Genomic DNA, 24,454 nt, shown 5'->3' with positions numbered 1-24,454 from the left:
TATTTCTTCAGATTCGCGGCGCCGGGCGCGCCAAACAAAACGCCCGGCCTGCGCGGGAAAGCGCAGGCCGGGCGTTGACGTGCCGGGGATGAGGGTCGGGGCTTAACGCAAGCCGCCGGCGCCACCCACTTTGCTCATGACGAAGCCGACGAACTGCTCCAGCGTCATCTTCTGGCCATTGAACTCCACCTGACCCGCGGCGTAGTGCAGCTTGGAGACGATGTCATTGCCTTCCAGTTTGGCCAGCTCGGTGCCCAGGGCCATGCTGCTGAGCATTTCCGCCGCCATGGTGCCTTGGTCGGCAGCGGCCTTGGCGTCGGTCACACCGTCTTGTTGCGCCTGCAGCGCGCCGAAGTCGGCAACCATCGGCTTGGACAGGATCACTTTGGCGTCCAGCTGGCTGATCGCTTGCTGGGCCAGGAGCGGCGTCGGCAGGTCCAGGGACTGCGGCTTGGCCAAGTCGATGACCAGGCTTACACGGCTTTCACCGCTGCCGTTCTTCAGGGCCAGGCTTTCCAGGGCGACCTGCGGCTTGGCTTCCAGAACCTTGTTCACCGCAGCGCGTACCTTGGCTTCGTCGGCTTCGCTGATCTTCAGCTGCGGCGCCTCTTCACCCTGGGCTGCCGCTTCGGTGGCGGCCTTCTGGTAAGGCTGCAACAGGTTCTGGTAGATCTGCACCAGCTCCAGGCTGCCCTGGGTGTCGAAGTTCTTGAAGCTCCAGAGCATTTCAGCGGCGCCGATGACTTTGCCGTCCAGGGCGATTTCACCGACTTTATAGTCGGCACGACCGCCCAGAGTAGCGCCGGTTTCCTGGGTGGAGGTCTTCTGTTCGAAGTTCTTCAGGGTCAGCACCGACTGCTTATCGCCGAAGGTGGCCTTGGTCGAACTCAACTCCAGGGTGTTCTGGCCCAGGTAGTAGCCGAAGCTGCTTTTTTCCAGGTTGCTCGCCACGGTCAGGCCGTTGAGTTCAACCAGCACCGGCGGCTTGTCGGCGGCGGTGACCGACAGCTTGAGGCTGTCCATGTAACCGTCGACCTTGGCCTTCTTGCGCTCGTCGGAGGTGACGAAGTTGAGGTTCATGCCGGAGAACTTCAGGTTGGAGTTGGCGTCCATCGCCACGTCCACGGGGGCGAACTCCATGTTGCCGTCGGCAGAGAGGTCATAACCGACGTTGACGGCGCCCTTGAGCGGCGGCAGGTCCTTGGTGGCAGCGAACCACTTCTCGGTGGACGGGCTTTTTTCCAGCTGGTAGTTGCTGGTGGCCATGACCGGCAGCCACTTCAGGCGGATCAGGCGCGAAAACGGCAGCGGGCCGTGCTGGATGTGGTCGACGATCAGGAACTCGGCGTCGCCGTGGACCATTTCGCCCTGGGCCTTGAGGCGGTAGTGGGCAGTACTGCTGAGCAAGCCACGCTCCAGCGACACCAGTTCCAGGGAGGCGGTGAGGTCGTAGCCGATCAGCGACGATTGCATCTCTTTGTTGCTTTCGACGATCTGGTTTTTCAGGACCCCTTCCAGCTGGGTTCCGGTGTACCAGGCACCGCCGACACTGATTGCCCCGACCGCGACGACGATTCCTAACAGTACGCCTGCTGATTTATTCATGTTTGACCCGATCAATATCCGTTGTTTGAAGGTGTGCTGGTCTTCCCTGAACCCATGACGGGTTGCGGCTCGACTCCGCGTAAACCGGCGAAGCCTACCATTGGCGAAGGCCCCCGGCACAGTTCTGAATGGCTGAGAGGGAGCAGGCAGACAAGCGTTGGCCGCCCGCGATGGTGCTCTCACGAGCGCCATCGCGGCCGGCCAATGCCTGGGCAGAGTGGACCGAGGAGCGGGATGAAGCGCAATCAGCTGAATTCCAGTTCCAGGGCGTCGAGCTGGTGGTCAAAGCTCTTCAGGCGCGCGGTCCAGGTGTAGACCAGCACTTCAAAGTCTCGGTCGATGACCGCGCCGCCCGGCAACTGGGCGCGCGGGTCACAAAAGTCCAGTTGATAGCGTTCGCGGGCCATGGCCGTAGCGACGTCGGACAGCTCCCGGGCATTGTTCAGCCAGTGACGCCCATCCGAGGCTTGCTGGTCGAGCAGGATGCACTGGCGCTTCAAGGCCTCCAGGCTCTTTTCCAGCGGGGTGCCGGTCAGTTCGCCCATCACTTCGGCGAAGGTTCGCCCGGGTTGCCAGTAGCTGCCCCAGAAGTAGCGATCAAAGACCGTCTCGACCCGTCGCAGGGCCACTTTGGTGTCCCAAATGGCCACCAGGGTCTTGCTCTGGTCGAGCTGGCGTTTTTTCAGTTTGTTGCCCTGGAACGAGGCCCAGGCCACGACCCCGATGGCCAGCACCGCGATCAACGCGCTGGCACTGTCGAGAAATACCAGGGCCATGTCGATCTGGTGGGCCAGCATGATGCCGTAGAAGTACGTTGCGGAGAGCAGCACCAGTGCACAGAGCAGGCACCAGAAGCCGGGAGCATAAGGGTTTTTCATTATTGGAATCCCCATGACCATCACATGCCTAGAGCGTTGGAGGGGGCGTCTCGCGCAAGGCGCTGTCCAACAGATCAAAGCATAGCAATGGCCTCAGGGTTTGCTGGCCGAGGAGCCTTGCGTTCGTCCGCTTTCCCAACCGCCGCCCAGGGACAGGAACAGGTCGATCTGGCTCATGGCGACCTGGGTGTTGGCCGCCGCCAGTTGCGCGCGCATGTCGGTGTAGGTCCGGGTGGCCTGCAAGTCGGCCAGAAACGACACCCGGCCGGCCTGGAAGAAGCGGTGGGTCTGGTCCGCCGCCAGTTGCGCCGAGGCTTCGGCCTCGACCAGGGCGTCACGGCGTTGCAACTGGGCGCTGTACTGGGCCAGGCCAGTCTGGGTTTCGCGGAGAGCGTTGAGCACCACCCCGTCGAAGTGCGCCAGGGCGCCCTGGCTCATTGCTTCGGCCTGGTGGATCCGCTCGCGGGCGCCGTTGGACGGCACGCTCCAGCTAAGCAGCGGGCCAAAGCCCCAGCGATTGGTCGGCGCGGTGCCGAGGTTTTCCAGAATGCCGACGGTGCCTACGGTGGCGCCGATGCTGATGTCCGGGTACAGGGCGCCGGTGGCCACGCCGATCTCGGCCGTCGCCGCCGCCAGGCGCCGTTCAGCCTGGCGCACATCGGGCCGACGCTTGAGCAGCGCTGCGCCGTCGCCCACCGGCAGCAGTTGGGCGATGCGCGGCAGCTCGGCGCAACTGGATGTGCCCGCCGGCAGTTGCTCCACTGGTTTGGCCAGAAGCATCGACAGGCGGAACAGCCCGGACTGGCGCGCCGCCTCATAACGCGGCAGTTCGGCACGCAGGGATTTGAACTGGGTTTGCGAACGGGTGACCTGGGTCTCGTCGCCGCGCCCGGCATCGCGCAGGCGCTGGGTCAACTGGGTGCTCTGGGCTTGCAGGTCGAGGGAGTGCTCGGCAATTTCCCGCTCCTCATTGGCGGCGCAGATTTGCGTGTAGGCCCGCACCACGTCTGCCACCAGGGTGATGCGTGCGGTGTCGGCGGCAGCCTGGGTCGCGTCGGCATTGGCCTTGGCCGCCTCGATCCCGCGCTGCAGGGTGCCGAACAGGTCGAATTGATAGGACGTGCTGATGGCGATGTTGCCGACATTGGCCACCGGCACTTTTTCGGTCAACAGAAAGGCCTCGCCGGACTCCTGCAAGCGCTCGGCGCCGGCCTTGACCCCGCCGCTCCAGCCACCAGCCGCCTGGGCCTCGTCGACCTGGGCCCGGGCCCGCGCCAGGTTGGCCGCAGCCACCCGCAGGTCCGTGTTGGAGGCCAGGGCCTGCTGCACCAGCTGGTCCAGACGCGGGTCTTGATACAGCCGCCACCAATCGGCGGCACCGGTGCCGAAACCACGTTGGGGTCCTGGGTCGCCAGTTGACCTTGCAGGTCATCGCGCTGCACGGCGGCATCGGCGGGCAGGTGGTAATCCGGGCCGACCGTCTGGCAGGCCGACAACAACAGACCAAGGCCCGCCAGCGCCCAACGCGCAGCAGGGTTCATTGCGCCGGCTCCGACGGTTTGCGGTCGTCGATGATCGACACCGTGGCGGTGCGCCCGGCGATCATGCGGAAATCCGCCGGTACGTCATCAAAGGCGATCCGCACCGGGATCCGCTGGGCCAGGCGCACCCAACTGAAGGCCGGGTTGACGTTGGGCAGCAGGTTGGCGCCGCTGCTGCGGTCACGGTCCTCGATGCCGGCGACGATGCTTTCCACGTGCCCGCGCAAACGCGCTCGGTCGCCGACCACGCGGATGTCCACGCTCTGGCCGACGTGAATGCCGTCGAGCTTGGTTTCTTCGAAGTAGCCGTCGATATGGAAGGAATGGCTGTCCACCACCGACAACACCGGACGCCCGGCGGTAACGAACTCCTGGCTGCGCGGCGCGCGGTCGTTGACGTAGCCGTCCACCGGGCTGCGGATCACCGAACGGTCGAGGTTGAGCTGGGCGCTGTCCACCGTCACCAGGGCTTCAGCCAGGGCCGACTGAGCGCGGGCCTCGCGGGACTGGCTTTCTTCCAGTTGCTCACGCGGCACCAGGTTGCCCAGGCCGCGGTTGCGCTTGGCTTCACGCTGGGCCTGGGCCAGGGTTTCCTGACGATCGGCCACCGCCGCCTTGGCTTGGCGCAGGGCCAGCTTGAAGCGGTCCTGGTCGATGCTGAACAGTACTTGGCCGCGCTTCACCCATTGGTTGTCACGCACCTCCACTTGCTGGATCAGCCCGGACACGTCCGGGGCGATCTGCACGATGTCGGCACGGATGTGCCCGTCCCGGGTCCAGGGCGCGAACATGTAGTACATGACCATGCGCCACACCACCACCACGGCGAAGGTCACCACCAACAGCGTCAGCACCACGCGACCGAGGGTCAAAAAAGGTTTTTTCATGTCATCAGGTACCGACTGAGTGAGTCCACGGCGCCAAGCAGCAAAGCGTAGAGCCCTACATTGAACAAAGCCCGGTGCCAGACCAGACGATAAAAGTGCAAGCGTGTGAGCACCCCGTGCACCAGCAAGTACAGGATGTAGGTGATGCCCATCAGCACCAGCAGAGTGGGCAGGAACACCCCGCTGATATCCAGATCACCGATCATAAGGGCGCTCCATCGATGCCATGGGGAAGGGGTTCCTCGAGTTCACCGCCACCGACGAATTCCACCCCCGGCAACAAGGCCAGGCGCAGGCCACTGAGGGCGTGCAGCAAGTGCAGGCGACTCTCGCCGTCGTCGTGGCCGGCGGCATTCAGGGCGCGACGGCTGCGGTCCAGGGTCATCAGCAGGCCGGTGGGTGCGGGCAGGCGTTCGCCGGCCTTGAGACAGGCCTTGAAGTAATCGCCCACCTCGCCCACCACCTGACGCAGCAACGCCTGGGCCGGACCGTGCACCCGCGGCGCGTAGGCCAGCAGGTCCAACAGGTTCAGGGCCACCCGCAGCTCGCGCAGCGCCACGCCGGTGTCTTGCCCGGTCATGGCCAGGCGCGGCAGGTGCTGCATCAGCCGGTCGAGCATCTGCACCCCCAGGTGCCGATGCTCGGCCAGGGTCGCCGGTTCCGTGAGGCCGACAATGTCGCGCCAACTGAAGCGGGTCAGGCGCTTGGCCGCCAGCTCCGAGCCGAAGGGCCGGGCGATCAGGGTCCAGACAAAGGCGAACAGCAGGCCCATGGGCCCGGCCAGATTGGAGTTGGCAAAACTCAGGAAGTCGGCGTCGTAGGCGCCCTGGATGCTGATAAAGGACGAGGTGTTGACGATGGTCAGCAGCATGCCCAGGTAAAAACGCGGCTGCACGGTCAGGGTGCCGACGCAGATAAAGGGCACGGCGAACGCCAGCACCAGCATGGGAAAGTCGTGCAGGTTGGGCAGGATCAGAAACAGGTAGAGGCTGGCGAACAGCACGGACATCGCGGTCCAGAAAAAGAACCGATAGATCTGTGGCGCCGGGTCGTCCATGGAGGCAAAAAAACTGCAGGCCACGGCAGCAAGAATCACCGCACTGCCGCCGTCGGTCCAGCCCAGCAGAATCCACAGCACCGAGGCGGCGATGATCGCGGTGATGGTGGACGCCACGGAATAAAGCATCAGCCCGCGATCGAGGAAGGGGCTCAGCCGGCCGAGGCGCCAATGGCGATAGACGGCGCGCCACGGGGCCTGGCTTTCACACTGGATGGCGTGCTGCAGGCTGCGGCAGTCTTGCCACAGGTCGATCCATTCGCCGAGGCGGTACAGGGCGTTGGAAAACAGCAACTGGCGGCGGTCGTCCAGGGCTTCGGGGCTGGGCTGCAGGGCTTCAAGCTGTTCACGCAAGGCTTGCCAGCGCGCCACCGAGGCATCCTCGGCACTGGCCTGCAACCACTGCTCGGTGCGGGCCAGGAGCGGCGCCATCTGCTGCACCAGTTCCGGTGTGCGGCGCTCCAGGGCGTACAAGGCGTCGTCCAGGGCGTCCACCACCGGCAACAGGTGGATCATGCGCCCGCGCAGTTCCTTGGTATTGCGCACCGTCTGCGGTCGCGCGCCTTCGTGGGGCAACTGGCCGATCATCAATTCCAGGCTGTTGAAGGTGGCGACCATGGCGCCGCGCAAGGCACTGACTTCCTCGGGTTGCACCTGGCGGCTGAGAAAGCGCTGACTGTAAGTGGCAGCGTCGGCAAACCACTTGCCCGCCGAGTCGACGAACACCGGAGCCAGGCGCCGAGGCCAGAACAGGCTGCCGACCACCGCCGCGCAGACGATGCCGAGAAAGATCTCCTCGGTACGCGCCTCGGCCACATCCCAGACCGCCAGGGGGTTGTCCACCACCGGCAGGGCGATCAACGGCAAGGTGTATCCGGCCAGCATCAGCGCGTAGCTGTTGGCGGTGCGCAGGTGCAGGGAAAGGAACAGCAGGACCCCAGTCCACAGGGCGACGATCACCACCAGCACATAGGGACTCTGCACAAACAACGGCACGAACAACACGGCCGCGGCGCCCCGATAAACGTGCCCACAGCGCGGTACAGCGCCTTGGACGTGGTGGGGCCGACAAAGGGGCTGGAGACGATGTACACCGTGGCCATGGCCCAATACGGACGAGGCATCTGCATCAGCATGGCGATGTACAGGGCGATCATCGACGCGGCAAAAGTGCGCACGCCGTAGAACCAGTCACGCGCCGGGGGCACGCCGGTAAAGAAGCCGTTCAAGAGCCGGTCACCGGCAGCGGGCCGGCCGATTCGAAGGCGCGAATCACCCGCAACGCGGCTTCCAGGTCTGACGGTGCGATGCCTTCCAGAACTTCACGGCGCAGGCGCACCAGCTCCGTTTCCACCGCCTGCACCAACTCGCGACCGCTGGCGGTGAGGCTCAGGCACTTGGCCCGGCGATCATTCGGGTCTTCGCTGCGACAGACGTAGCCGGCGTTGCAGAGTTGATCCAGCAGACGTACCAGGGACGGGCTTTCCATCCCCGCCGCCTGGGCCACGGTGACCTGGCGCACACCCTCGCCCAGGCGCCCGATCATCAACAGGGGCACGGCGCAGGCTTCGGAAATACCGTAGTTGACCAGGGTGGTCTGGCAGATCCGCCGCCAATGCCGGGCGGCGACCACCATGCCACTGCTGATGTTCATCTGGAGCGCTTCGAGGGTGCTGGACACAAGACTGTTCACACACTGTTAGTTTGCTAACTATCAATATGTCATTGGCGAATAAATTCAGTCAAGTTTTGTAACAATTACCCAGTGCGGGTCATCAGGCGCTTATCCCGGAGCGCGCCTCAACGCTTCTTCGCCCGTTCGTACACGGCTCCGCGTTCGCGTTTACCAACAGTGACGACCGACACCACCACGCGCTCGTCGATCACTTGATAAACCAGTCGGTAGCCCGACGCCCTGAGCTTGATCTTGTAACAGTCAGGCAAACCATGCAGAGCATCGGCAATAACTCGAGGCCCCTCAAGACGCTCCGCGAGTTTCTTCTTGAATTGCTCACGAAGCGTGTGCCCTAACTTGTCCCACTCCTTGCGCGCCGAAGGCAGGAACTCAAGCCTATAAGTCATCCAGGCTTACCGGAACAGGCGTCTCATGGCTCCTGGCTCGAACGATCTGCGCCAACTCCAAATCATCCAGACGCTCCATCAAGGCTTCAAAAACCTCAGCAGGCACCATGTAGCCCATGACGCGATTGTGGTTCAACACCGCTACAGGCCCGCCTTGGGCGCTGCTCAAGACAGCGGATGGGTTCTTCTTCAATTCAGAGACGCTGACGGCTTTGTCAGCCAGAATGCTTTGCATATTATCGACCTCAATTAAGGTCGTTATTTTGGTCTAAATACCTCATATCAACAACCTGCACTTATCCGCCTCCCCGCCCCTTCCTCAACAACACATCCAATTGATCCACCACCTCCGCCCAGTCCGCGTCGTCGAGCACTTCTTCACGCAGGAATTGCGCCTGGCTCGGGCTCCAGAAAAACGCATCCGCCAAATGCAGCTCGGGCTTGAGCGGCGAATGGGTGGCGATAAAACGATCGATGCTCACCGGGTCGTCGGCCAGGCCGAGCTGTTTGAACAGGGATGGCAAGCTGTGGGTCGGTGATTCCATGGGGCCTCCTTGATCATCGGGGTACGGGGCTGTCAGTCAGTGGCTGAGTTCACAGACTTGGGCGTGGGGCACCATTTTCAGGTACTGCTCCATGCTCATGTGCACCAGGTTGTGGTGGTTGCCCGCTTCTACGTAAATGTCCTGCTGCCGGGTCAACAAGGGGTCGATCAGCATGTCCAGGCCATAGGATTCGCCCAGGGCCGGCACCGCGCCGCGCTCACAGTCGTTGAACAGATGGGCCAGGGTACTTTCCCGGGTCAACTGCCACTCGCCGCTGCCGCGAACCTTGCTCAAGTCCAGGTGCCGGCTGGCGGGCAGTACCGCCATCAGGTAATGACCGTGACGGTCGTCGAGGATCACCGACTTGGCCACCCGCTCGGCGGGAATACCCGCGACCCGCGCCGTCTCCAGGCTGCTGGCCGAATGGGGGTGGGTCACCAGATCAAATTGGCAATGGGCCTGTTCCAGGCTGCGTTGCACCGTTTTTGCCATGCGCATGATGCACCTCGCGACCCTGAATCCGCTTCAGGGCAATGGTGGGCTGTGTCTTCAGTCTAGGTCGGCCAACCCGGCCCAAGGCCATTAACTTCCGAACGGCAGCGCCGTTATTGGCTGTACAAAATTCAACCAGCCCGGGCTCAACTAGACTCAACCCATAGAGCCAATCAACGAACCCCAAACGCGGTGCGTGACTCTCCAGGAGGGTCAGATGAACAGGTGCGGGTGGCGGACATGGCTGCTGGCCGGGCTGATCGGGTTGTCGAGCGTTCAGGCCTGGGCCGCGGCCCCGGTGGTGGTGCTGACGCTCAACGGTGTCATCAGCCCGGCCAGCGCCGACTACGTGGTGCGCGGCCTGAACCGGGCGGCCGAACAACAGGCGCAATTGGTGGTGATCGGCATCGACACCCCCGGCGGGCTCGACACCTCGATGCGCACCATCATCCAGGCGATTCTCGCCAGCCCCGTGCCAGTGGCCACCTACGTCGCCCCCAGCGGCGCCCGGGCTGCCAGTGCCGGTACCTATATCCTCTACGCCAGCCATATCGCCGCCATGGCCCCGGGCACGAACCTGGGCGCTGCCACACCGGTGCAACTCAATGCCGGGCCCGCTCCATCACCCAGCGACTCGGCGGGCGAGACCCTGACGCACAAGCAGATCAACGACGCCGCTGCCTACATCCGTGGCCTGGCGCAATTGCGCGGGCGCAACGCCGACTGGGCGGAACAAGCGGTGCGCCAGGCGGCCAGCCTGTCGGCACAGGAAGCCCTGAAACTCAAGGTGGTGGATTACCTGGCGGACGATCTCGGCGCCCTGCTCAAACAGCTCGATGGCAAGCCCCTGAACGCTGCGGGCCATGAAGTGCAACTGCACACCCTGGGGGCCGCGCTGATCCACTACGACCCGGACTGGCGCAGCCAGGTGCTGTCGGTGATCACCCACCCCAGCGTGGCCCTGATTCTGCTGATGCTGGGTATCTACGGTCTGTTCTTCGAGTTCGTCAGCCCCGGCACTGCGGTGCCCGGGGTGCTGGGCGGGATCTGTCTGCTACTGGGGCTCTACGCCCTGCAACTGCTGCCGGTGAACTACGCCGGCGTGGCCCTGATCCTGCTGGGCATCGCCTTTATGGTGGCCGAGGCCTTCCTGCCGACCTTCGGGGTGATCGGCTTCGGCGGCATCATTGCCTTTGTCGCCGGCGCGGTGATGCTGATGGACACCGACCTCCCCGGCTACGGCATCCCCCTGCCGCTGATCATCGGCCTGGCGGTGATCAGCGCGGTGCTGCTGGTGGCGCTGGCGAGCATGGCCCTGGGCGCGCGCAAGCGCCAATTGGTCAGCGGCGATGCGGGCCTGGTGGGCAGCCACACCACCATCACCCGGGTGCAAGCGAACAACGCCTACAACGGCTGGGTGCAGTTGCAAGGTGAAAACTGGCAGGTGCTGAGCGCCACGCCCCTGAGCCCCGGGCAGGGGGTGCGGGTGGTGGCGCGCAAAGGGCTGCTCTTGGAAGTGACGGCAGCCCCGGCGGCGCCGCGAGGAGAATGACATGTTCATGCAATTGCTGTTCGGTGCGCTGCTGGCGCTGTTGATCGCGCTGGCCGCCTCGACCTTTCGCATCCTGCGCGAGTACGAGCGCGGCGTGGTGTTTCAGCTCGGGCGCTTCTGGCAGGTCAAGGGGCCGGGGCTGATCCTGCTGATTCCGGTGGTGCAGCAGATGGTCCGCGTCGACCTGCGCACCGTGGTGCTGGATGTGCCGCCGCAAGACGTGATCACCCGCGACAACGTCTCGGTCAAGGTCAACGCCGTGCTGTACTTCCGCGTGCTCGACCCGCAGAAGTCGATCATCCAGGTGGAGGACTTCCTCATGGCCACCAGCCAACTGGCGCAAACCACACTGCGCGCGGTGCTGGGCAAGCATGAGCTGGATGAACTGTTGGCCGAACGCGAGCGCCTTAACGTCGATATCCAGCAAGTGCTGGACGCCCAGACCGACGCCTGGGGAATCAAGGTGGCGAACGTCGAGATCAAGCACGTGGACCTCAACGAATCCATGGTTCGCGCCATCGCCAAGCAAGCCGAGGCCGAACGCGAGCGGCGGGCCAAGGTGATCCACGCCGAAGGGGAATTGCAGGCCTCGGAAAAACTCATGCAAGCTGCCGAAATGCTCGGGCGCCAACCCGGGGCCATGCAGTTGCGCTACATGCAAACCTTGGGGGCGATTGCCGGCGACAAGACCTCGACCATCGTGTTTCCGCTGCCTATCGAGTTGCTCAAGGGCATGGCCGACCTGTCTTCCAAACCCTGACCCGGAGCGGGCCGCCCTGCCCCTTTAACCGGCGTGGCAGACACCGGCCCGGAGCACCGCTGGCGCCGGGCAGATCAGCATCAAGCGCGCCCGCACATTGCCCGCGGCAAACTCATTGGTGGTGTGCCAGCCCGCTGGCAACGGGGCGAACTCATCCGGCTGGTCCTCGGTGCTGATCAGCCAGACCCGGCCGCTGCCGGTCGGCAGTGACGCCAGGTGGTCGACATAGAGGTGGTCCGCCTGCTGATCCACCAGGGTGCCGAAACCATAGGCGTTGGGCCGGCTGGACAGGCCGTTGGGCAAGGGCGGCGTATACAGCAGCGGCTCGGCGTCGGTGCGGTTGTAATACACGTAACTCAGGTACCAGAGCAGGTCGCTGATGACGATCCGGTCCCCCGGCCGGTACTGCGCATTCACCTGTTCGACCATGACATTGATCTGGTCATTCACGTCCACCTGGGTGTTGTTCTTCAGCCCCACGCCCTCGACCCCGAGGAACACCAGCAGCAAGGCCACGGCCAACCACCGGCGGCGTTCCAGCAGGGCGTCGACAGCAATCGCGACCAGCAGCGGCAGGCCCAGGGCGTAGGCGGTCAGGTAGCGTTCGATAAACACCGGCGAGAGGAACGACACGGCAAAAATCAGCAGCAGCGGCACCAGGCTGTAGCTCACCAACAGACGCTGCAGGCGCAGAGGCGAGTCGTCGCGCCAGGCCACCCAGCCGCTCACCAGCAGCATCGACAACGGCAACCCCAGGTACAGCGGCCCGGGTAGCCCTTCGCCCTCATCCTGGGTCAGCAACTGCCAGACCATGGATGGCAACGACCCAAGGTCGACCGCCGGTTCCCAGCCCACATCGCCATTGGCCTTGAGCTGATCGAGGTGCTGCAGCAGGTCCACCAGCCCCGGCAGCCAGGGCAGGAACAGCAGGACAATCCCCACGTTGGCCAGCCACCAGCCGGGCCGGGTGATCGGGCGCGGGGTCAAGGAGCCCGGGATCATCGCCAGGTACAGCCAGTGGGCCAAGACGCAGAAGGTGGTGAAGTAATGGGTGTAGAACCCCAGGCTCATCAGCAACCCGTACATCACCAGGTAGCGCTGGCGTTGCGGCTGACGCAGCCAATACACCAGGGCGATGGTCGCCCCCAGCAGCCACACGCCGAGCAAGGCGTACATGCGCACTTCCTGGCTGTAGCGCACCGCCGTGGGCAGCAACGCCAGGAGCACGCCGGCAAGGACCGCTGCACGTCGGGTGGCCAGCAGCCCCGCCAGCCACACGCCCAGGCCGACCGTGACGATGCCCGGCAAGGCACTGAACAGACGGACTGAAAAGATCCCGTCGCCAAACAGCTCGACCCAGCCGTGCAGCGCCACGAAATACAACGGTGGATGAACATCGTGAGCCGCGTGGAACCAGATCTCCCCGAGGGAATACTGGCTGAGCAACAGACTGGAACCTTCATCGCCCCAAATGGCCGCGTCCGTGAGGCCATAGCAGCGGGTTAGCGTCGCCAGCGCCAGGATCGGCAGCAGCCCATAGTCGAGCGCCAGCCGCCAAAGCCCTTGGAAGCCCCGAGGCTGAAGCGCCAGCGGCCGACCGGCCAGTTCCGCTGCTCTAGGCAATTCCATCCGTTCCCCCGTCGCTCAGGCATGGGCCACAGCATCTTCTTTTGCCGGAAAAACCGCAAAGGCCAGCCGTCTGCCCACGGTTCCGGAAAACGCTGCCTCGATCCCATCACAAAGCGCAGCGACAGCCGCCCTGACTCGGCCCTGGCTTCTGTATAATTCGCCACATTCTCGGCCCATCGAATTCACCGCTGTGCGGATTAAGGACAATTCATGCGTATCGGTCTTCTGCCCTCCCTGACCCTGGCATTGGCTTCCCTGCTGAGCAGCCAGGCCCACGCCAGTTCCGACGACATTTGTTACCCGACCTGGAGCCTGGTCAAGAACCGCCTCGACGCGTGCAGCAACCTGGTGTCCCTCAACCCGGGCAACGACAGCCGGGTCAACCTGCGCCTGTTGCTGGCCGACCTCGGCTCCTTGCCGCTGGCGCCCCGCGCGCTGAGCGAGGACAACCTGACCCAAGGCTTCGGCCCGGTGCCTTTTGACCTGTCGCGACTGAGCCCGGTGGCCGCCGATGGCGAGCAGAATGAGTCCGCCCCCACCGACAACGGTCAGCTCAACACCTTGTTGGCCGGCCTTCAGGTGCGGCGGGAAAGCAACGAGAACGCCGGCGATCAATTCCTTTACGGGGAAGGCAGCCGCTGCCGCAGCAACTCCGAAACCAGCGCCCTGGCCTTTGTCGAGCACGTGACCCAGGCCGACCTGCCCCAGGCTGAACAACGCACGCTGGCGCAAAGCCGGGTCAATCTGTTGACCGCCTGCCAATGGGACACCGCCCAACAAGGCGCGCTGTTGCCGACAGGCATCGAGTCGGCCACGGGCAAAGCCTTCGCCACCTACCTGCAAGGCGCTGCCGATTTCTACAGCGGGCGGTTTGCCGAGGCCAGCCAGGCCTTCACCGCCCTCAAAGACAGCAGCCAGCCCTGGCTGAAAGAAACCGCGTCCTACATGGCCGCGCGCACCCTGCTGAACCAGGCCCAGCAAAATGCCTTCGACGAATACGGCTGGCTGAAGGCGGACCAGGTGGACCAGAGCGGCATGCAGCAGGCCGAAGCGGGCCTCGTTGCCTACCTCGACGCTTACCCCCAGGGCGTCTACAGCGTCTCGGCCAAGGGTTTGCTGCGGCGCACCCACTGGCTGAGCGGCAACACCGAGGCCCTGGCCAAGGACTACGCCTGGCAGTTGGCACAAAAGGACGACAACCTGCGCAACCAGTCCCTGGATGAGTTGGTGGAGGAAGTCGATAACAAGCTGCTGATGAGCGCCAAGCAACCGCTGCAGGCGCCACTGCTGCTGGCGGTCAAGGACCTGATGGCCATGCGCAGCCAGCCTGAACCCAGCCTGACCCGCGCCGCGCTGCTGGAACAGCAGGCCAGCTTCGCCCAGCAGCCGGTGCTGTATGCCTACCTGCAAGCGGCCTTCAGCTTTTACGTTGAGCAGAAGCCGGACGCGACGCTGAAACAACTGCCCACCGAACTGCCGGCCAGCCTTGATTACCTGGCCTTCAGCCAACAGACCCTGCGTGGCCTGGCCCTGGAAGCCAAGCAAGACTGGAAGGCCGCCGCCGAGCTCTGGCAGCAACTGCTGCCCCTGGCCACACTGCCGCTGCAACGGCAACAGCTGGAACTGGCCCTGGCGATGAACTACGAACGCAGCGGGCAACTGGCCAAAGTGTTTGCCGCCGACTCGCCCATCGGCACGTCCCAGGTGCGCGCCTTGCTGCTGCGCCAAGTGGCGGGCGCCGACCTGCTGCGGCAACAGGCCGAACAGGCCAGCGACCCGGTGGAGCGCAGCAGCGCCCTGTTCGTCCTGCTCTACAAAGACCTGATGCGCGGCCAATACGCGGCGTTCGCTGAAGACCTGCAACGCCTGCCCACGCCACTGCCCCAGGAAAAGCTCGGGGCCAACCTGGGCTACGTCTACAACGACGGTCCCAGCCTGGCGCTGTTCAGCTGGCATGGCGAAGAGCCGGACGACGGCTATCGCTGCCCGAACATCGCCACCAGCGCCGCGGCCTTGCAACTCGACCCGAAGAACCCCCAGGGCCTGAACTGCCTCGGTGATTTCATCCGCCGCAACGACCTCGACGGCATGCCGCTGGATCAACAGCCCGAGGCCGGCACCCTGGGCAGCACCGCCTCGGCCTTCAAGGGCAAGGTGTTCTCGCGCCTCGACGGCTATCAGCAAGTGATCAACAACCCCAAGGCGCCGCGCAATGACCGCGCCTATGCGCTGTACCGAGGCATCTACTGCTACGCCTCCTCGGGCAACAACCGCTGCGGCGGTGCCGGGGTCGAGCCGGCGGTGCGCAAGGCCTGGTTCCGACAGCTCAAGGGCAGCCTGGGCGATACCCAGTGGGCCAAGTCCCTGCGCTACTACTGGTAGCCCATGACGCGCATCGGCTGTTGCCTGCTGCTGTGGCTGGGCCTCGCCGTCGGTGCCCAGGGCGCGGTGGACGCCCGCGAACACGACGCCTTCTGGCTGTGGAGCGGGGTCCAGCCCCAGCCGGTGCTGGCCCAGGCCAAGACCCTGTACATCCTCCAGGGCCAAGTCAGCCAGTCACGTCGGCACCCGGAACAGGGCGTGCGCCTGATCGCCCAGGGCGTTTCGGTGCCGCGCCTGCGCCAGGGTGACATCTGGGTGGTGTATCGCGCCCACACCCTGGCCTGGCCGGAAGCGGTCTATCAGCAACTGCTGGGGCAAGTGGAGCGCTGGCAAGCTGCGGGCAACCCCGTGGTGGGGGTGCAGATCGACTTCGACGCCAACACCCGCGAGCTGGAGCGCTACGCCGAGTTCCTGCGGGACCTGCGCCAGCGCCTGCCCGCGCAGTACCGCCTGAGCATCACTGGCCTGATGGATTGGGGCAGCCATGGCGACCCGCAAGCCATCAGCCAGCTCAAGGGGGTGATCGATGAAGTGGTGGTGCAGACCTACCAGGGCCGCCACAGCATCCCCAACTACGACGCCTACCTGCCGCGCCTGGATCGCCTGGGCCTGCCGTACAAGGTCGGCCTGGTGCAGGGCGGCGCCTGGCAAGAACCCCAGGCCCTGCGCGATAGCCCCTGGTTCAGGGGCTATGTGGTGTTTCTGCTGAACCCGCAATAAGCGCGCTTACCAGTCGTAGGTCAGGCTCGACAGCACGGTCCGGCCTTCACCGTAGTAGCAGTCCACGTCACTTCGGCAGAGGTCGACATAGGTCTTGTCTTCCAGGTTCTTCACGTTGAGCGCCAACTTCACGCCCTTGAGTTGCAACGGCGACTTGCTCAAGTCGTAGCTCAGCGCAGCATCCAGCACCGTGTAGGACGGGATCTGAAACGCGCCCGCATAGTCAGTGCCATAGCTGCTGCGCACATAGCGCGCGCCCAACCCGGCACCCAGACCAGCCAGCGGGGTGTCACCCAGCAAGGTGTAGTTGACCCAGAGCGCCGCCGTCAGCGGCGGGCTGCCGGCCGGGTGGCGACCCTGGCGACCCGAATCATCCTTGGTGTACTTGATGTCGTTGCGCGACAACGAGCCGATCACTTCCAGGGCCTCGCTGAGGGCCGCCTTGCCTTCCAGCTCGAGGCCGACGGAACGCACCGCGCCGCTCTGATCGCTGAACATCGTTCCCGGGATCGAATTCAGCACGTTCTCCTGGTCCAGGTGATAGGCCGATATTTGAACAAAGCTCTCCTGCCCCGGCGGCTGGTACTTGATGCCCACTTCATACTGACGGCCGGTGGACGGCTCGAAGGCTTTGAAATCGGCATCGGTGCCACTCAACGGCAGGAAGGATTCCGAGTAGCTGACAAAGGGCGCCAGGCCGTTATCGAACAGGTAGACCAGGCCGGCGCGACCGCTGAAGGCTTCATCCTTGCCGCCGCTGCGCGTCTTGGCCAGCACCACTTCGTTGTCGGTCTTGGCCCAGTCGTAGCGCCCGCCGAGTACCAGCACCCAACGGTCGAGCTTGATCTGGTCCTGCACGTACAGGCCGGTCTGGTTCACCGTGTTGTCCCAGCGATAGAGGCCGGTGAAGTCCAGCGACTGGCCGTACGTCGGGTTGTAGAGGTCGATGATCGGCGGGGTACGGTCGTACTTGCCGGCGAACTGGGAGTTGAAGTGGTAGTAATCCAGGCCGACCAGCAGGGTGTGTTTCAGCGCCCCGGTGTCGAACTCGGCCTGGGCGATGTTATCCACCCCCAGCACTCGGTTGTGCTGCTTCCAGTCCACGCCATATCGGGTCATGTAGCGCTGATCGTTGGCGCCCGTCACCGGGTTGGCGACAAAGCTGTAGCCGTGCAAAGGCGCACGGAAGTGGTCGTCGACATCGGCGTAGCGGGCGTTCTGCTTGAGGGTCCAGGTCTCGTCAAGACGATGGGACAGCTCGTAGCCCAAGACAAACTGATCGCGGTCATAAGCGTTGACCCCCGGCTCGCCGAGGAACAGGTCGCGGTCGATCTTGCCGTTGACGGTGGACACCAGGGTGCCGATCCTCGGCAGCCCCTGGGCTTCAGGCACGTCATTGTCTTTCTGGTATTGGCCGAACAGGGTCAGGCTGGTGTCGTCATTGGGCCGCCAGGTCAGGCTGGGGGCGATGAGCTGACGTTTCTGCTCGGCGTAATTGACCTCCGACTGGCTGTCGGTGACTCGGCCGGTGAGGCGATAAAGAAACTGCCCTTGCTCGTCCAGCGGCCCGCCCAGGTCAAGGGACACGCTCTTGTGGTCGTAGGTGCCAGCTTCCAGCACCACTTGGTGCAATGGCGCCTCGGTGGGGCGCTTGCTGACCATGTTGACGATCCCGCCGGGCTGGTTCTGCCCGTACAGCACCGAGGCCGGGCCCTTGAGCACTTCGATGCGCTCCAGGGTGTAGGGGTCGATCTGCAGGGCGCCGCCGGTACTGCCGCCGCCGTAAGGCAGGTGCAGGCCGTCCAGGTACAGCGGGGTCGGCGAGAAGCCGCGCGAGGTCGGCTCGTCGAAAATTTTCACCCGATCGGCAAAACCGCCGCCGGTCATACCCGGCGTATAGCGCAAGGCTTCGGTCACACTCATGGCGCCTCGGGCTTTGATCTCGCTCGCCGTGACGACGTTGATGGTCTGGGGAATTTCCACCAGGGCCGAGTCGGTCTTGCTTCCGGTGGCGCTGCGCTTGGCGACGATGCCGGCCACAGGCCCCCAGGCGCTCTCCTCCACCTGGGCGGCGCTGACCTGGGTCGCGCCCAGTTGCAAGGGGCCGTCCGCGGCCTGGGGTTGCAACATCCAGCCATTACCCGCCTGCACGGCCTGCAAGCCGCTGCCCGAGAGCAAGCGCTGCAACCCCTGGGCAACCTCGTAGCGCCCTTGCAGGCCGTCGCTGCGCTTGCCTTCGGTCATTTGCGCGTCCACCGACAACAGAATTCCCGCCGCACTGGCGAAGCGGTTAAGCACCTGGTCGAGGCTGCCGGCAGCGATGTTGTACTGGCGCGCTTCACTCTGGCTGGCCGTGTCGGCCTGGGCCAGGCCCGGCAACACCGGAGCGACGGCCAACAGGCTGAGAAACAGGCCACGACGTACGGCGGCGCTCAAGGTCTGGGTGGTGGATGTGGCGTGGTAAGGCATTCCGGAACTCCCCATGAGAATGCGTCTTGATCGACTTTCAAGAGGTATCCCGAGCGGGGCAGCAAAACCGACAAAGGTCAGGCGAATTATTTTTTCCGCTCTCAGCCCCGGGCCTTGAGGGTCACCCAATAGCGGGTCACGGCGTGGGCGCGCACCGGCAACGAGCGCTCCAGGGCCTGGATAATCGCGTCGTGGTCATCCAGGGGGAACACCCCGGTCAGCAACAGGTTGGCCACCTGCGCATCACAGCGCAGCACCCCGGCGCGGTAGCGCGAAAGCTCGGCGATAAACTGCCCCAGCGGCTGGCGCTCGGCGATCAAACGCCCCTGGCTCCAACTGCTGGCGTTGGGGTCCAGCGCCTGCCTGGCGCCCACCTGATGGGCGTTGAACCACAGCCGATTGCCGGCCTGTAGCTCCACCACCGGCGCCTGCCGGGGGCTAATGCGCAACGCACCTTCGTAGAGGTCGACCCGGGTGCCGCCCTCCAGGTCGCGCACGGTAAAGCGCGTGCCCAGGGCCTGGATGTCACCGGCCGGGGTTTCGACAATCAGCGGCCGCGATGGGTCCTGGCCGCTGTTGAGCTGGATCTCGCCACGGATCAGCCGAATGCGTCGTTCGCGGGCGCTGTAGAGCACGTCAACGGCGCTGTCGCTGTTGAGGTCCAGGCGGGTGCCGTCGCTCAAGGTCAGGTGGCGGATTTCTCCGGTGGCGGTGTGCTGCCCGGCAAACGCCGCGCGCCACGGCTGGCTGCCTTGGACCAGGTAACCGCTGCCACCGGCCACCAACAGCAGCCCCAGCAACTTCAGGGCCGAGCGGCGTTGGCGGTCGGGCAAGACCTTGAGCACCACCCGGGCGCTGTCGGCGGGCACGTCACCCAGGGTCTGCTGCAGTTGCTGCAGGCGCAGCCAGGCCCGTTGATGCTCGGGGTGAGCGGTCTGCCAGCGGGCGAACGCCAAGCGTTGCTGGTCATCAAGTTCACCGCCCCAATGCAGCATCAGCCATTCACTGGCCTGCTCGACGATTTCGGGGGCGATGGGCGCGTCGTGGGTCGCTCTCATTCTTCGTAGACCACCTGGTAGCAAGCCTGGATCGCCCGAATCATGTACTTCTGCACCGAGCTGACGGTCACCCCCAGGCGCTCGGCGATCTGCGCGTAGGTCAGGCCCTCGAACTGCGACAGGACAAAGGCCTGGCGCACCTTGTCCGGCATGCGGTCGAGCATGGCGTCGATCTGCATCAGGGTTTCGAGGATCAGCGCCCGGCTCTCCAGGGACGGCGACTCCGGTTCGGGCAAGTGGGCGATGCTTTCGAGGTAGGCCCGCTCGATGCGCAGCCGACGCCATTGGTCGATCACCAGGTTGCGGGCGATTTGCGCCAGGTAGCTGCGGCTTTCCAGGGGCCCGGGAAAGCGCCCCGAGACCAGCAGCCGCAGGAACGTGTCCTGGGCCACGTCCGCCGCGTGCTCGCGATCCCCCAGGCGTTTGCGCAACCAGCCCTGCAACCAGCCATGGTGGTCAAGGTAAAGACGCTGGACCTGAGCGTTGCCGTCAGTGGTTGCTGCCATGGAAAGGAACCGTGTGCATGATTGAGATCAATTATCATTACACTTTTTCCAAGTTCCAGGCAAAGCCCGTTTTCAGCGAACCACCACTGGCGCCTGCAACGGGTACACCGACTCCCAGCCACCGCCCAGTGCCTTGTACAGGCCGACCATGGACAGGGACACGGCGGTGGAGCTTTCCACCCACTGCTCCTGGGTCGTCAGCAAGGCGCCTTGCACCGTGAGCACGTTGACGAAATCCACCACCCCTTCGACGTATTGCTGTTGCGCGGTGCTCAGGGCGATGCGGTTCTGCCGCACCGCTTCGGCGAGGCTGTCGCGGCGCAACTGGTTGGCGTTGTAGCGGGTCAGTTGATCGTCGATTTCATGCCAGGCCCGGAGCACGGTCTGCTGATAGGCCACGGCCGCTTCCTGCTGCTGGGCTTCACGCAGTTGCAGCATGCCGCGCAGGCGTCCGCCGTCGAACAACGGCAGGCTGAACTGCGGGCCGATGCCGAACTGACGAGAGTTCCAGGAACCGAAATCCGCCAGTTGCAGGGCCTGGGTCCCGAGGTTGCCCGACAAGGTGATGCGTGGATAGAAATCGCCTTTGGCCACGCCGATGCTGGCAGTGGCGGCATGCAAGCGCGCCTCGGCCTGGCGGATGTCCGGGCGGCGCTCGGCCAGTTGCGACGGCAAGCCAATGGCCACTTCGCGCGGGGTCTGGGGCACTGGCGCATCGGCCGCCAACTCGGCATTCAGCGCCTGGGGCGCCTCCCCCATGAGCAGGCTCAGGGCGTTGATCAGTTGCGCCTGGCGCTGCTGCAAATCCGGCAGGCGCGCCTCGATGGTCGCCACTTGCGCGGCGGCTTCGGCCACGTCCAGGTCAGTGGCCACGCCATCGGCCAGGCGCAGTTGGGAGAGCTTGAGGCTATGGCGCGCCACGTCCAGGTTCTGCTCGGTCACGGCCCGGGTGCTTTGCACGCCGCGCAACTGGATGTAGTCCTGGGCGGTTTCCGCCAGCACCGCCAACAACACGCCACGGCGATCGTTTTCCGCCGCTTCCAGGTTGGCGTCGGCGGCTTCGGTTTCGCGCCGTACCCGGCCCCACAGATCCAGTTCCCAGGAAGCCGAAAAGCCCGCTTCCCACAGGTTGAAGGCGGACTTGCCGCTTTTGCCCGACGGGTCGTTCAGGCCCTCGGCGCTGTTGCGCTTGTGGGCATAACCGCCAGTGGCCGCGGTGCTCGGGTATTCCTCGGCGGTGATCACCTGGCGCGCCGCGCGGCTCTGTTGCAAGCGGCTGCTGGCCAGTTGCAGATCGAGGTTATCGGTCAGCACCCGGCGGCTCAGGGCCGAGAGCTGGGCATCGTGGAACACGTCCCACCAACGTTCCTGCATGGCGCCGTGCACGGCTTGGCTGGCGCCTTGCTGCTGCGGCATCGACCAATGGCCGGCCTGGGGACCTTCGGGGCGCTGGAAATCCGGGCCGACGCTGCAGGCGGACAGGGCCAGCACACTCAGCAACAACAGCGAGCGACGCCCGCCCATGGCGTGTACAGGGTTCATCGCTGGGTCACCTCGCGTGCACTGTCGGCGCCGCGACGGGTGTCGACCCGGGCCTCCACCGACATCCCCACCCGCAGGCGCTCTGTCAGCGGTTGGTTGGCGTCCAGCAGGATTTTCACCGGAATGCGCTGCACCACCTTGGTGAAGTTACCCGTGGCGTTGTCCGGCTTGACCGCCGCGAAGGTCACCCCGGTGGCCGGCGCCAGGCTTTGCACATGGCCTGACAGCGTCTCGCCGCCGAGGCTGTCGACCTGCACCTGCACCGCTTGCCCGGCGTGCATGTCGGTGAGTTGGGTTTCCTGGAAGTTGGCCACCACGTAGGCCTGCTCCAGGGGCACCACGGCGAGGATCTTGCTGCCCGGGGTGACGTAGGCACCCACCCGCACCGCGCGCTCACCGACCATGCCGTCCACCGGCGCCACGATGCGCGTGTAGGACAGCTCGTAGCTGGCCATCTCCAGGGCCGCCTGGGCGCGCTTCAAGCCACCTTCGGCAGCGTCACGCTGGGCACTGAGGATGTCCACCTGCTTGCGCTCGGCCGCCAGCACCGCCGTGGCATTGGCCAGGCGTGCATTAGCCTGGTCGATGCGGGTACGCGCCTGCTGGGCGTTCTGCACCGTGCCGGCGCCCACACCGGCCAGGTGGTTGTAGCGGTTCAGTTCATGCTCGGCGAAGTCGCGCTCGGCCTTGGCCGCCACGAGGGTGGCCTGGGCCTGGGCAATCACCGAGACCTGGCGTTCCAGGGTGGCCTGGGTGTTCAGCAACTGGGCCTTGGCCACCAGGGTTTCGGCATCGACGGCCTGGGCGGCGGCGCGCAGGTCGCGGTCGTCGATCAAGGCCAGCAATTGCCCAGCCTTGACCTGCTGGTTGTCCTCCACCAGCACCTCTTTGATAAAGCCCGCGACCCGCGGCGCCACCAGGGTGTAGTCGGCGGCGACGAAGGCGTCGTTGGTGCGTTGTTCGGACGCCTTGCCGAACAGGCCCGGCACCAGCCCATAGAGCAGCGCGCCGACAGCCACCAGCGCGCCGACGGCAATGGCCACTTTGTGTGTGTTTTGGGTTGTCATAAAAACCTTCCGTCTCAGTGAGCGTTCAAGTCGGTGCGCGCGGTGGATAGACCCGCGTCGGCAGCCAGAAAATCAACAGGATCAGCACCGCCGCAATGCCGGCCATGCACAGGTAGAGATCGGCCGAGGTCAGCACCACGGCCTGCCGGTGCAGGCGCTGGGCCAACCCTGCAGCATCGCCGGCGGCCAGGGGGGAGTTGCCCAGGCGGTCCACCAGCATGGTCGAGTGGAAATGCAGGCGGTGGGTGGTGAGCACGTCCAGCACGCCGGTGGCAATCACCGCCGACAGGCCCTTCACGGTGTTGAACCAGGCCGAGGCAAACGGCCCCTCGATCGGCTGGATGCTGCCCGTGGCGAGCATCAGCAGCGGCAGCACCGCCATGGGCTGGCCAAAGATCTGCAGCAGTTGCAGGACGTAGAAATCGTCGCGGATCCACACCGAGGTCAGGTGCGTACCGCCCAGGCACGACAGCACCAGCATCGCCAACCCGATGCCCAGCACCCAGCGGCAATCGACCCAGCGCAAGTTGCACAGGGCAGCCACCAGCGGCAGGGCAATCAACTGCGGCAGCGCCATGACCAGCATCACCGGCGCGGTCTGCAGAGGTCGGTAACCCTGGACCTGAGCCAGGTAGCTGGAAGGAATGATGATCACCGCGGTCAGCACCACCAGCACCCCGGCCAGGGTCAGCAGGGCAAACGACAGGTTACGGATGCCGAGCATCTGCAACTTAAAGAACGGGATCGGCTGCGACCATTCGTTGATCAGGAACAGCACCAGCAACACCAGGCCGCCGACCAGCAACACGCTGATCAACGGCGAGGTGAACCAGTCCAGCCGATTGCCCTGGAGGATGCCGATCACCAGCATGCAGATCGCCGGAAACCCCAGCAGCAGGCCGCGCCAGTTGAACTGCTTGAAACGCTCCAGGCGCAGCGGGTCCTGAGGCAGGCCGTAGGCCACGGCGCCCATGGCCAACAGACAGGGTGCCACCACTTGCCAGAACGCCCACTGCCAACCCACGTACTCGGTCCACAGCGCCGCCAGGGGGGTGCCCAGGCTGGGGCCGAAGGTGGCGGTCAGGGCGTAGCCGGCCAGGCCGTAGAGCTTGACGTTGGGCGGCAGAAAACGCAGGGCCACGGTCATCAGCATCGGCGGCAGCGCACCACCGGCCAGGCCCTGCAAGGTGCGCAACAGCAGCAGGCTTGGGTAATCCGGGGCAAAGGGGCACAACACCCCCAGCAGGGTGAACAGGCCAATGGCGCAGAGGGTGAAGCGGCGCAGGGAAAAGGTCACCCCGCACCAGGGTGCAAAGGCCATGGCGGCCACCGAAGTGGCGGTATAACTGGCCACCAGCCAAGTGCCTTCGTCATAGCCGATGGCGAGGGCGCCACGGATATCCGCCAGGGCGATCTTGGTCACCATCTCGTTCAAGCCGGACACCAGCACCGCCAGCAACACGCCCACCAGGCCAATGATGATGCGCGGGCCGAAGGTCGGCGGGGCGATGACGGCCGGCTTGCTCGCGGCTTCCAGGGAAGCGGGCGCGGCGGCGAGGGAACTCATGAAGGGATGACTCCGGCTTGGAAATACCGAAGCATTTTAAGAAGCACCACTGCTGACGAAAACTGACTTATCGACAGCTTATAAGTGCACCAGACGCAACAATTACCCCGCCCCC

The 24,454-nt window shown here is 64.8% G+C and carries 20 protein-coding genes and 2 pseudogenes; 4 read left to right on the top strand and 18 right to left on the bottom strand.

Going from position 1 to position 24,454, the window contains the following annotated elements:
- Positions 1–102 precede the first annotated feature (102 nt).
- The 11 genes and pseudogenes from M1B35_RS09960 to M1B35_RS09910 all read right to left on the bottom strand — a co-directional run bounded on the left by M1B35_RS09960 (position 103) and on the right by M1B35_RS09910 (position 9,093).
- Complete coding sequence (locus M1B35_RS09960; protein WP_123328855.1) at positions 103–1,605, bottom strand: YdgA family protein; 1,503 nt, start codon at positions 1,603–1,605, stop codon at positions 103–105.
- Between the two features lie 245 nt (positions 1,606–1,850).
- Positions 1,851–2,483, bottom strand: a complete 633-nt coding sequence (locus M1B35_RS09955) for an NADH:ubiquinone oxidoreductase subunit N (protein ID WP_123328854.1) — start codon at positions 2,481–2,483, stop codon at positions 1,851–1,853.
- A gap of 93 nt (positions 2,484–2,576) precedes the next feature.
- Positions 2,577–4,024 (bottom strand): annotated as a pseudogene (locus tag M1B35_RS09950) (efflux transporter outer membrane subunit).
- The gene (locus M1B35_RS09945; RefSeq protein ID WP_268261819.1) at positions 4,021–4,911 is read right to left on the bottom strand and encodes an efflux RND transporter periplasmic adaptor subunit; all 891 of its coding nucleotides are present in this window, start codon (positions 4,909–4,911) and stop codon (positions 4,021–4,023) included. Before M1B35_RS09945 ends, M1B35_RS09950 begins: the two are co-directional and overlap by 4 nt.
- Positions 4,908–5,117 (bottom strand): DUF1656 domain-containing protein, encoded by a 210-nt coding sequence (locus M1B35_RS09940; protein WP_268261818.1) that lies wholly within the window; start codon positions 5,115–5,117, stop codon positions 4,908–4,910. The genes M1B35_RS09945 and M1B35_RS09940 overlap by 4 nt, the downstream gene beginning before the upstream one ends.
- Positions 5,114–7,197: pseudogene (locus M1B35_RS09935) on the bottom strand (FUSC family protein). The gene M1B35_RS09940 and the pseudogene M1B35_RS09935 overlap by 4 nt, the downstream one beginning before the upstream one ends.
- The gene (locus tag M1B35_RS09930; RefSeq protein WP_123329873.1) at positions 7,194–7,622 is read right to left on the bottom strand and encodes a MarR family winged helix-turn-helix transcriptional regulator; all 429 of its coding nucleotides are present in this window, start codon (positions 7,620–7,622) and stop codon (positions 7,194–7,196) included. The pseudogene M1B35_RS09935 and the gene M1B35_RS09930 overlap by 4 nt, the downstream one beginning before the upstream one ends.
- 146 nt (positions 7,623–7,768) lie before the next feature.
- The gene (locus M1B35_RS09925; protein WP_123328849.1) at positions 7,769–8,050 is read right to left on the bottom strand and encodes a type II toxin-antitoxin system RelE family toxin; all 282 of its coding nucleotides are present in this window, start codon (positions 8,048–8,050) and stop codon (positions 7,769–7,771) included.
- Positions 8,040–8,285: a type II toxin-antitoxin system prevent-host-death family antitoxin gene (locus M1B35_RS09920; RefSeq protein WP_123328848.1), complete on the bottom strand. Its 246-nt coding sequence runs from the start codon at positions 8,283–8,285 to the stop codon at positions 8,040–8,042. The genes M1B35_RS09925 and M1B35_RS09920 overlap by 11 nt, the downstream gene beginning before the upstream one ends.
- A 61-nt stretch (positions 8,286–8,346) precedes the next feature.
- Positions 8,347–8,595, bottom strand: coding sequence for a DUF2789 domain-containing protein (locus tag M1B35_RS09915; protein WP_268261817.1), 249 nt, complete (start codon positions 8,593–8,595; stop codon positions 8,347–8,349).
- Positions 8,596–8,631: 36 nt separating this feature from the next.
- Positions 8,632–9,093 carry an aminoacyl-tRNA deacylase gene (locus tag M1B35_RS09910; RefSeq protein ID WP_268261816.1) on the bottom strand — a complete coding sequence of 154 codons (462 nt, stop codon included), beginning with the start codon at positions 9,091–9,093 and terminating at the stop codon, positions 8,632–8,634.
- A gap of 211 nt (positions 9,094–9,304) precedes the next feature.
- Here M1B35_RS09910 and M1B35_RS09905 point away from each other — a divergent pair, with 211 nt between their 5' ends.
- Positions 9,305–10,639: an NfeD family protein gene (locus M1B35_RS09905; RefSeq protein ID WP_268261815.1), complete on the top strand. Its 1,335-nt coding sequence runs from the start codon at positions 9,305–9,307 to the stop codon at positions 10,637–10,639.
- A 1-nt stretch (position 10,640) separates the two neighbouring features.
- Positions 10,641–11,399: a slipin family protein gene (locus M1B35_RS09900; RefSeq protein WP_123328844.1), complete on the top strand. Its 759-nt coding sequence runs from the start codon at positions 10,641–10,643 to the stop codon at positions 11,397–11,399.
- A 24-nt stretch (positions 11,400–11,423) separates the two neighbouring features.
- Here M1B35_RS09900 and M1B35_RS09895 read toward each other — a convergent pair whose 3' ends face one another.
- Positions 11,424–13,028: a glycosyltransferase family 39 protein gene (locus M1B35_RS09895; protein WP_268261814.1), complete on the bottom strand. Its 1,605-nt coding sequence runs from the start codon at positions 13,026–13,028 to the stop codon at positions 11,424–11,426.
- Between the two features lie 210 nt (positions 13,029–13,238).
- On the opposite strand from M1B35_RS09895, the gene M1B35_RS09890 reads away from it, so the two are divergent.
- Together M1B35_RS09890 and M1B35_RS09885 are read left to right on the top strand one after the other, a co-directional pair.
- Positions 13,239–15,410: a PA5441 family protein gene (locus M1B35_RS09890; protein ID WP_268261813.1), complete on the top strand. Its 2,172-nt coding sequence runs from the start codon at positions 13,239–13,241 to the stop codon at positions 15,408–15,410.
- A gap of 3 nt (positions 15,411–15,413) precedes the next feature.
- On the top strand, positions 15,414–16,130 hold the full coding sequence (locus tag M1B35_RS09885) for a DUF3142 domain-containing protein (protein ID WP_268261812.1): 717 nt from the start codon (positions 15,414–15,416) through the stop codon (positions 16,128–16,130).
- A gap of 6 nt (positions 16,131–16,136) precedes the next feature.
- Here M1B35_RS09885 and M1B35_RS09880 read toward each other — a convergent pair whose 3' ends face one another.
- The 6 genes from M1B35_RS09880 to M1B35_RS09855 all read right to left on the bottom strand — a co-directional run bounded on the left by M1B35_RS09880 (position 16,137) and on the right by M1B35_RS09855 (position 24,339).
- Positions 16,137–18,599, bottom strand: a complete 2,463-nt coding sequence (locus M1B35_RS09880) for a TonB-dependent siderophore receptor (RefSeq protein ID WP_268261811.1) — start codon at positions 18,597–18,599, stop codon at positions 16,137–16,139.
- A 101-nt stretch (positions 18,600–18,700) separates the two neighbouring features.
- Complete coding sequence (locus tag M1B35_RS09875; protein ID WP_268261810.1) at positions 18,701–19,657, bottom strand: FecR domain-containing protein; 957 nt, start codon at positions 19,655–19,657, stop codon at positions 18,701–18,703.
- Positions 19,654–20,163 (bottom strand): sigma-70 family RNA polymerase sigma factor, encoded by a 510-nt coding sequence (locus M1B35_RS09870; RefSeq protein ID WP_268261809.1) that lies wholly within the window; start codon positions 20,161–20,163, stop codon positions 19,654–19,656. Before M1B35_RS09870 ends, M1B35_RS09875 begins: the two co-directional genes overlap by 4 nt.
- A gap of 72 nt (positions 20,164–20,235) precedes the next feature.
- Positions 20,236–21,705, bottom strand: coding sequence for an efflux transporter outer membrane subunit (locus tag M1B35_RS09865; protein WP_268261808.1), 1,470 nt, complete (start codon positions 21,703–21,705; stop codon positions 20,236–20,238).
- The gene (locus tag M1B35_RS09860) at positions 21,702–22,772 is read right to left on the bottom strand and encodes an HlyD family secretion protein (RefSeq protein WP_268261807.1); all 1,071 of its coding nucleotides are present in this window, start codon (positions 22,770–22,772) and stop codon (positions 21,702–21,704) included. The genes M1B35_RS09865 and M1B35_RS09860 overlap by 4 nt, the downstream gene beginning before the upstream one ends.
- 25 nt (positions 22,773–22,797) lie before the next feature.
- Positions 22,798–24,339, bottom strand: a complete 1,542-nt coding sequence (locus M1B35_RS09855) for an MFS transporter (RefSeq protein WP_123328835.1) — start codon at positions 24,337–24,339, stop codon at positions 22,798–22,800.
- Positions 24,340–24,454 lie beyond the last annotated feature (115 nt).

Origin of the sequence: Pseudomonas morbosilactucae (assembly GCF_023241665.1) — a bacterium.
Taxonomy (GTDB): Bacteria; Pseudomonadota; Gammaproteobacteria; order Pseudomonadales; family Pseudomonadaceae; genus Aquipseudomonas; species Aquipseudomonas morbosilactucae.
This window is presented reverse-complemented; position numbering and strand designations above follow the sequence as displayed.

Bases quoted from the DNA above. Each gene is read 5' to 3' on its own strand.
- M1B35_RS09960 (WP_123328855.1), bottom strand. From the start codon at position 1,605: ATGAATAAATCAGCAGGCGTACTGTTAGGAATCGTCGTCGCGGTCGGG.
- M1B35_RS09955 (WP_123328854.1), bottom strand. From the start codon at position 2,483: ATGAAAAACCCTTATGCTCCCGGCTTCTGGTGCCTGCTCTGTGCACTG.
- M1B35_RS09945 (WP_268261819.1), bottom strand. From the start codon at position 4,911: ATGAAAAAACCTTTTTTGACCCTCGGTCGCGTGGTGCTGACGCTGTTG.
- M1B35_RS09940 (WP_268261818.1), bottom strand. From the start codon at position 5,117: ATGATCGGTGATCTGGATATCAGCGGGGTGTTCCTGCCCACTCTGCTG.
- M1B35_RS09930 (WP_123329873.1), bottom strand. From the start codon at position 7,622: ATGAACATCAGCAGTGGCATGGTGGTCGCCGCCCGGCATTGGCGGCGG.
- M1B35_RS09925 (WP_123328849.1), bottom strand. From the start codon at position 8,050: ATGACTTATAGGCTTGAGTTCCTGCCTTCGGCGCGCAAGGAGTGGGAC.
- M1B35_RS09920 (WP_123328848.1), bottom strand. From the start codon at position 8,285: ATGCAAAGCATTCTGGCTGACAAAGCCGTCAGCGTCTCTGAATTGAAG.
- M1B35_RS09915 (WP_268261817.1), bottom strand. From the start codon at position 8,595: ATGGAATCACCGACCCACAGCTTGCCATCCCTGTTCAAACAGCTCGGC.
- M1B35_RS09910 (WP_268261816.1), bottom strand. From the start codon at position 9,093: ATGCGCATGGCAAAAACGGTGCAACGCAGCCTGGAACAGGCCCATTGC.
- M1B35_RS09905 (WP_268261815.1), top strand. From the start codon at position 9,305: ATGAACAGGTGCGGGTGGCGGACATGGCTGCTGGCCGGGCTGATCGGG.
- M1B35_RS09900 (WP_123328844.1), top strand. From the start codon at position 10,641: ATGTTCATGCAATTGCTGTTCGGTGCGCTGCTGGCGCTGTTGATCGCG.
- M1B35_RS09895 (WP_268261814.1), bottom strand. From the start codon at position 13,028: ATGGAATTGCCTAGAGCAGCGGAACTGGCCGGTCGGCCGCTGGCGCTT.
- M1B35_RS09890 (WP_268261813.1), top strand. From the start codon at position 13,239: ATGCGTATCGGTCTTCTGCCCTCCCTGACCCTGGCATTGGCTTCCCTG.
- M1B35_RS09885 (WP_268261812.1), top strand. From the start codon at position 15,414: ATGACGCGCATCGGCTGTTGCCTGCTGCTGTGGCTGGGCCTCGCCGTC.
- M1B35_RS09880 (WP_268261811.1), bottom strand. From the start codon at position 18,599: ATGCCTTACCACGCCACATCCACCACCCAGACCTTGAGCGCCGCCGTA.
- M1B35_RS09875 (WP_268261810.1), bottom strand. From the start codon at position 19,657: ATGAGAGCGACCCACGACGCGCCCATCGCCCCCGAAATCGTCGAGCAG.
- M1B35_RS09870 (WP_268261809.1), bottom strand. From the start codon at position 20,163: ATGGCAGCAACCACTGACGGCAACGCTCAGGTCCAGCGTCTTTACCTT.
- M1B35_RS09865 (WP_268261808.1), bottom strand. From the start codon at position 21,705: ATGAACCCTGTACACGCCATGGGCGGGCGTCGCTCGCTGTTGTTGCTG.
- M1B35_RS09860 (WP_268261807.1), bottom strand. From the start codon at position 22,772: ATGACAACCCAAAACACACACAAAGTGGCCATTGCCGTCGGCGCGCTG.
- M1B35_RS09855 (WP_123328835.1), bottom strand. From the start codon at position 24,339: ATGAGTTCCCTCGCCGCCGCGCCCGCTTCCCTGGAAGCCGCGAGCAAG.